The 6,110-nt window shown below is 64.7% G+C and carries 4 protein-coding genes and 1 pseudogene; 3 read left to right on the top strand and 2 right to left on the bottom strand.

The genetic code is table 11. The features are described 5' to 3' along the window. Positions 1 to 330 (top strand): annotated as a pseudogene (locus tag AC0IPL_RS18575) (ISNCY family transposase); the annotation flags it as partial. Between the two features lie 443 nt (positions 331 to 773). Further along, entirely contained in the window at positions 774 to 1,838 is a 1,065-nt protein-coding gene (locus tag AC0IPL_RS18570; RefSeq protein ID WP_474276446.1) for an NAD(P)H-dependent flavin oxidoreductase, read from the top strand. Here AC0IPL_RS18570 and AC0IPL_RS18565 read toward each other — a convergent pair. Together AC0IPL_RS18565 and AC0IPL_RS18560 are read right to left on the bottom strand one after the other, a co-directional pair. After that, on the bottom strand, positions 1,835 to 4,231 hold the full coding sequence (locus tag AC0IPL_RS18565) for a 1-deoxy-D-xylulose-5-phosphate synthase N-terminal domain-containing protein (protein WP_474276444.1): 2,397 nt from the start codon (positions 4,229 to 4,231) through the stop codon (positions 1,835 to 1,837). The genes AC0IPL_RS18570 and AC0IPL_RS18565 overlap by 4 nt on opposite strands. Positions 4,232 to 4,309: 78 nt before the next feature. Next, positions 4,310 to 5,509: a methionine gamma-lyase gene (locus AC0IPL_RS18560; RefSeq protein WP_474276442.1), complete on the bottom strand. Its 1,200-nt coding sequence runs from the start codon at positions 5,507 to 5,509 to the stop codon at positions 4,310 to 4,312. A gap of 124 nt (positions 5,510 to 5,633) precedes the next feature. Here AC0IPL_RS18560 and AC0IPL_RS18555 point away from each other — a divergent pair, with 124 nt between their 5' ends. After that, the gene (locus AC0IPL_RS18555; protein ID WP_474276440.1) at positions 5,634 to 6,092 is read left to right on the top strand and encodes an Lrp/AsnC family transcriptional regulator; all 459 of its coding nucleotides are present in this window, start codon (positions 5,634 to 5,636) and stop codon (positions 6,090 to 6,092) included. Positions 6,093 to 6,110 lie beyond the last annotated feature (18 nt).

The raw sequence follows: 6,110 nt of genomic DNA, 5'->3' as shown, positions 1-6,110 counted from the left end.
TATGACCGCAAGCGGATCATGCTGGAAGAGACCGCGCTGTCACGCGCCCTTATCGGCAAATACGTTGATACCTATGCCTTTGCAGATGGGGGCTTCGAGGTGCGCTGGAAGGGCCAGGCCCTGCCCTGCAGGATCTTTGATATGGACCAGCGTGTCACCCATGCGGCCGTCACCGAGAACAAGCGGCTCAGCGCGGTCCTTGCCTATGTCAAAGAGATGCAGGAGAAGGCGCCACCAAAACCCAAGGTGCGGACCAACTCCGAGAAGATGGGGTATCAGCCCGGGCCTCGCAAGCTGGGTATGCCAGAGGAGCCGGTCATCGATGATTGACCGGTTTGCGGTGGGCAAGTTACCAATAAAGGCGGCTCAGAGTTCATGAAAAAAGAGGCGAGCAATCTGTAATGCTCAAGCGAGCGACATTCCTAACAGGTGCCATGTTGATCGCACTGATGGGATACCTGCCTTTCGAACTTTAGGAATGCAACGAGTTGATCGCGAGACATGGCGCAGTGTATTTCTGCGCGCTGATCATTGAGCTCGCACGGTCAAAATCGATATAGGCATCCCCTTTACCCACAAGGCTTTCCAGCCCTTCGATATTTGAGGTCTACGGGCTGCCAAGCCTTGTTCCTGTTGCGCTATGCGGTGACACGTCTGCTTTGCGCAGCCAGTGGCATTTCTGGATGGGGTTTACATGCTAGCCGCACGGGCCCGCTCGGCTTGCCCCCGCCCGGCCCGCCGCCTAGGCTCGGGTCGCACAACGGAGGCATCTCATGACCCGCACCCGGACCATCCTTGACCGGCTAAACCTGCGCTGCCCGATTCTGCAGGCGCCGATGGCCGGAGTCTCGACCCCTGAATTGGCAGCGGCGGTGTCAAATGCCGGTGGGCTTGGCGCGCTGGGGCTGGGGGCAGCAGGCGCGGAAGGCGCGCGCCAGATGCTGCGCCAGACCCGGCAACGGACAGAGGGCGCCATCAACGCCAACCTGTTCTGCCACCGCCCGGCCACGGCGGACGCGGCGAAACAGGCGCGCTGGTTGCAACGCCTCGGTCCGGCGTTTTCGCGTTTCAATGCCTCTCCGCCCGACAGCCTGTCAGAGATCTACACCTCCTTCGCCACTGACGACGCCATGCTTGCCATGCTGCTCGAAGAACGCCCCGAGGTCGTCAGCCTGCATTTTGGCCTGCCGGACGCAGACCGCATCGCCGCGCTGAAGGAACGTGACATTGTCCTGCTGGCCAGCGCCACCTCGCTGGAGGAGGCCCGCGCCTGCGCCGCCGCCGGCATTGACGCCATCGTTGCCCAAGGGTGGGAGGCCGGCGGCCACCGTGGATGCTTTGACGAAAACGCCCCCGACGCGCAGCTCGGCACCTTTGCACTGACCCGCCTGCTGGTGCAGCAGCAGGCGCTGCCGGTGATCGCCGCGGGCGGAATCATGGATGGTGCTGGCATCCGCGCCGCGCTTGATCTTGGCGCCGTTGCGGCCCAGCTCGGCACCGCCTTCATCGCCTGTGACGAGACCAGCGCCAATGCCGCCTACCGGCAGACGCTTGCATCCGAGGCGGCACAGAACACCGTGATGACGCGGGTGATCTCGGGCCGCCCGGCGCGCTGCCTGTCGAACCGGTTCACCGCATTGGGTGCAGAGGTGCCCGACGCCGAGGTGCCGGACTACCCAATCACATACGACGCGGGCAAGGCGCTGAACGCCGCCGCCGCGGCAGCTGGTGAGCCCGGCTATGGCGCGCAATGGGCCGGGCAAGGTGCACCGCTGGCGCGCCCCATGCCCGCAGCCCGGCTGATGGCAACGCTGATGCAGGAACTGGCGGCGGGTTAACCCTCGGCCAAGACCCCCAGCGCATTGCGCCGCACGTCGCGCCCCGCGGTCAGCCCGTTCACCTTCTCCACGATCGCCGCTGCATCAATGCCGTGGTGGCGGTAGAGATCGCCAATGCTGCCGGTCTGGCCGAAATGCTCCACCCCCAGCGGAATGCACTGGTGGCCCGCCACCGATCCCAGCCAGGACAGCGTCGCCGGGTGGCCGTCGATCACGGTGATCACCTTGCAGTGGCGCGGCAGATCCCCCATCAGCCGTTCCACATGGGCATGGGCCTGCGCGTGGCCCCGCGCCCGTGCCCGCTGCGCCGCGCACCAGCCCGCGTTCAGCCGGTCCGCACTGGTCACCGCCAACACGCCAATGTCGCGGCGGCCCTCGCCGATCATGCCGGCCGCCTTGATCGCCTCGGGCGCGACCGCGCCCTGATAGGCAATCACCACCTCGCAGTTCGGCCCCGGCTTGCGCAGCCAGTAGGCCCCGTCGATCACCCCCTGGCGGAAGTCCGGGTCCGAACGCTCCCCCGGCTGTTCCAGCGCATTGGTGGTCAGCCGCAGATAGACCGAACCACCAGTCTCGTCGCGCAGCCAGGTGCGTTCATCCGGGTCGCCCTCGCCGTCGCGTTGCAGATAATCAAACGCCCACTCCATGATGATCGCCAGCTCGTCGGCAAAGGCCGGCTCAAACGCCGCCAGCCCGTCCTGGCTCATCCCGATCAGCGGTGTGCCGATGGACTGATGCGCGCCGCCTTCGGGGGCCAGCGTCACGCCCGAGGGCGTGCCCACCAGCAGGAACCGCGCATCCTGATAACAGGCATAGTTCAGCGCATCCAAGCCCCGCGCCACAAAGGGATCATAGACCGTGCCGATCGGGATCAGCCGCTTGCCGAACAGGCTGTGCGACAGGCCCGCCGCGGCCAGCAGCAGCATCAGGTTCATCTCGGCAATGCCCAGCTCGATATGCTGGCCCTCGGGCGTGAACTCCCACTTCGCGGTGGAGGGAATGCGGTGTTCGATGAACGCATCCGCCTGCGGCGCGCGCGCAAACAGCTTGCGCCGGTTCACCCATGGCCCCAGGTTGGTCGTCCCCGTCACATCCGGAGAGGTGGTCACGATGCGCGACGCCAGCGCGCTGTCGCCCTTGGACAGATCGTCCAGGATCTTGCCGAACGCCATCTGGGTCGAGATCTCGCGCCCGCCGTCCAGTTGGATCTGTGGCACCTCCAGCCGGGCATCGCGATACCGGCGCGGGCCGCGGGCAAAAAACGGCACCTCGGCCAGGAACCTGCGTAAGGCGTCGGGATCATCCACACCTGCCAGCGGGTCCCATTCTTCGCCCTCGGTCACGCCCATCAGCTTTTGCCAGGCGGCAAACTGCGTCGCGTTCATCAGCCCGCCGTGGTTGTCCTTGTGGCCGGCAATCGGCGTGCCCCAACCCTTGATGGTATAGGCGAGGAAACAGACGGGGCGGTCGTGGTCGATGGCATCAAAGGTCTCGGCCATGGTCTCGACACAGTTGCCGCCGAGGTTCTCCATCAGCGCCGCCAGCTCCGCATCGCTGCGCCGCTCGATCAGCGCGGTGACATCCCCCTGATCGCCCAGATCATCCAGCAGCCGCTTGCGCCAGACCGCCCCGCCCATGAAGGTCAGCGCCGAATATTCCTGGTTGGGGCAGGCATCGATCCAGTCGCGCAGACGCTCACCGCCGGGTTCCTCAAACGCGGCGCGCTGCAACACGCCGTATTTCACCCGCACCACGTCCCAGCCGAAGGCATCAAAGATCTGCTCGATACGCTGAAACAGCCCCTCGCGCACGATCCCGTCCAGCGACTGGCGGTTATAGTCGATGATCCACCAGCAATTGCGCAGATCGTTCTTCCAGCCTTCTTGCAAGGCCTCGTAGATATTGCCCTCGTCCAGCTCGGCATCGCCCACCAGCGCCACCATGCGCCCCATCGGCGCATCGCTGCCCCAGTCCTTGGCCGCGATGTAGTCCTGAATGAGCGAGGCAAAGGAGGTCACCGCCACCCCCAGCCCCACGGACCCGGTGGAGAAATCCACATCGTCAATATCCTTGGTCCGGCTGGGGTAGCTCTGCACCCCGCCATAGCCGCGGAAATTCTCCATCTTGTCGCGGGTCTGGTTGCCCATGAGATACTGCATCGCGTGAAAAATCGGGCTGGCATGCGGCTTCACCGCCACCCGATCCTCAGGCCGCAAGGTCGAAAAATACAGCGCCGTCATGATCGACACCATCGACGCCGAGGACGCCTGATGCCCGCCCACCTTGATCTTGTCCGCCTTGGGGCGGATGTGGTTGGCGTGGTGGATCATCCAATGCGACAGCCACAACAGCCGCTGTTCGATGGTTTTCAGATGGGCGGGATCTGCGGTCATGTCGGTCTCCGGGTCGAACGTTTCGGGGGCTGTCCGGCGCAGCAGAGCGGAAATCACCCTGCCGCGCAAGGGACAGGATCAGGCCGCGTCGCGGGCCGCCTGCGGCAGCGCCATGTCCAGATCGGCGATGATGTCCGCGACCTCTTCCAGACCCACCGACAGGCGGATCAACCCGTCGCTGATGCCATGTTCGGCGCGCTCTTCCGGGGTGTAGGTCGAATGCGTCATGGAGGCCGGATGCTGGATCAGCGTCTCCGCATCGCCCAGCGACACCGCCCGCTGGATCATCTTCAGCGCGTTCATGAAACGGATGCCCGCCTCCATGCCGCCGTCGATCTCAAAGGCGATCATCGCGCCCGGCTGCGCCATCTGCTGGCCCGCCAATGCGTGCTGCGGAAAGCTTTCCAGCCCCGGGAAATGCACCGCCCCCACCGCCGGATGCGCCTCCAGATACTCCGCCACCGTAACGGCCGAGGCACAATGCCGGTCCATCCGCAACGCCAGCGTCTTCAGCCCGCGCAGGATCAGCATCGCGTTGAACGGCGCCATCACCGCGCCGGTCATGTCCTTCATGCCGACCAGCCGGATCTCGGTCACCTGTTCCGCCGTGCCCGCCACCAGACCTGCCACCACATCGCCATGGCCGCCCAGGTATTTGGTCGCCGAATGCACCACGATGTCCGCGCCCAGCTCGATCGGGCGGGTCAGATAGGGCGTGGCATAGGTGTTGTCCGCCACCACCTGCGCGCCCACCGTATGGGCAATCTCGGACACGGCCGCGATATCCACCAGCCGCATGTTGGGGTTGGCCGGGGTTTCGAAATAGACCACCCGCGTCTTGTCCGACACCGCCGCGCGCAGGTTCTCCGGGTCGGTCATGTCCACATGGGTGATCGTGACACCCCATTTCGCGAGGCCGTGCCGCATGAAGGCGAATGTGCAGCCATACAGCGTCTTGTCCACGATCACCTCGTCGCCCGGCGACAGGAGCGTCCACAAAACGGCCGTGATCGCGCCCATGCCGCTGGACAGTGCAAGGCCCGCCTCGGCGCCTTCCAACGTCGCGATGCGCTGCTCCAGCAGATCACAGGTCGGATTGGAAATCCGGCTGTAGATATGGCCCGCGCGCTCGCCCGCAAACATCTCGCCGCCCGCCTCTGCGGTTTCAAACGTGAAGGTTGAGGTCAGGTGCAAGGGCGGCGTCAGCGCCCCGCCATTGTCCTGCGGATCATAGGCGTGGTGAATGGCGCGGGTGGCAAATCCTGTCTGGCGGCTCATGGCAATCTCCTGAATCACATATTTGCACCAGTCTGCGCCGCCTTACCGGGCAAGTGATTGCCAACAATGCCAACCTACCGCTAGGCTGTGGCATATTATGCCAATGCAGGAGGAATAACGCTGCATGGATGCCAAGGACAGACAGATCGTGCGCGCCCTGCAACGTGACGGGCGGATGACCAATCAGGATCTCGCCCAGGCGGTGAACCTGTCGCCCTCGCCCTGCCTGCGCCGGGTGCGCAACCTGGAAGCGCGCGGCGTGATCCAGGGCTACAGCGCCGATGTCGACGCCACCGCCTATGGGCTGGCGATCACCGTGTTCGTGCGCATCCGTCTGGAACGCCACAACGCCTCCGACGTGGAGAATTTCGAGCGCCGCATCCGCACCATCGACGAGGTGCTGGAATGTCACATCATGACCGGCGCCATGGATTACCAGCTGCGGGTGCTGGTGCCTGACCTTGCGGCCTATGAGGATTTTATCCGCACCCGCATCCACCCGATCGGCGGCATCGCGTCCATCGACACAAGTTTTGTCTACGGAACCGTCAAGAAAACCGCCGTCTTCCCGCCACAGGGCTGAGCGGCCGACAGTTGTCTA

It is taken from the genome of Leisingera sp. SA32 (assembly GCF_056033425.1).
The sequence above is the reverse complement of the archived record's forward strand: the minus strand, read 5'-3'. Positions and strand labels throughout refer to the sequence as shown.

Bases quoted from the DNA above. Each gene is read 5' to 3' on its own strand.
- AC0IPL_RS18570 (WP_474276446.1), top strand. From the start codon at position 774: ATGACCCGCACCCGGACCATCCTTGACCGGCTAAACCTGCGCTGCCCG.
- AC0IPL_RS18565 (WP_474276444.1), bottom strand. From the start codon at position 4,231: ATGACCGCAGATCCCGCCCATCTGAAAACCATCGAACAGCGGCTGTTG.
- AC0IPL_RS18560 (WP_474276442.1), bottom strand. From the start codon at position 5,509: ATGAGCCGCCAGACAGGATTTGCCACCCGCGCCATTCACCACGCCTAT.
- AC0IPL_RS18555 (WP_474276440.1), top strand. From the start codon at position 5,634: ATGGATGCCAAGGACAGACAGATCGTGCGCGCCCTGCAACGTGACGGG.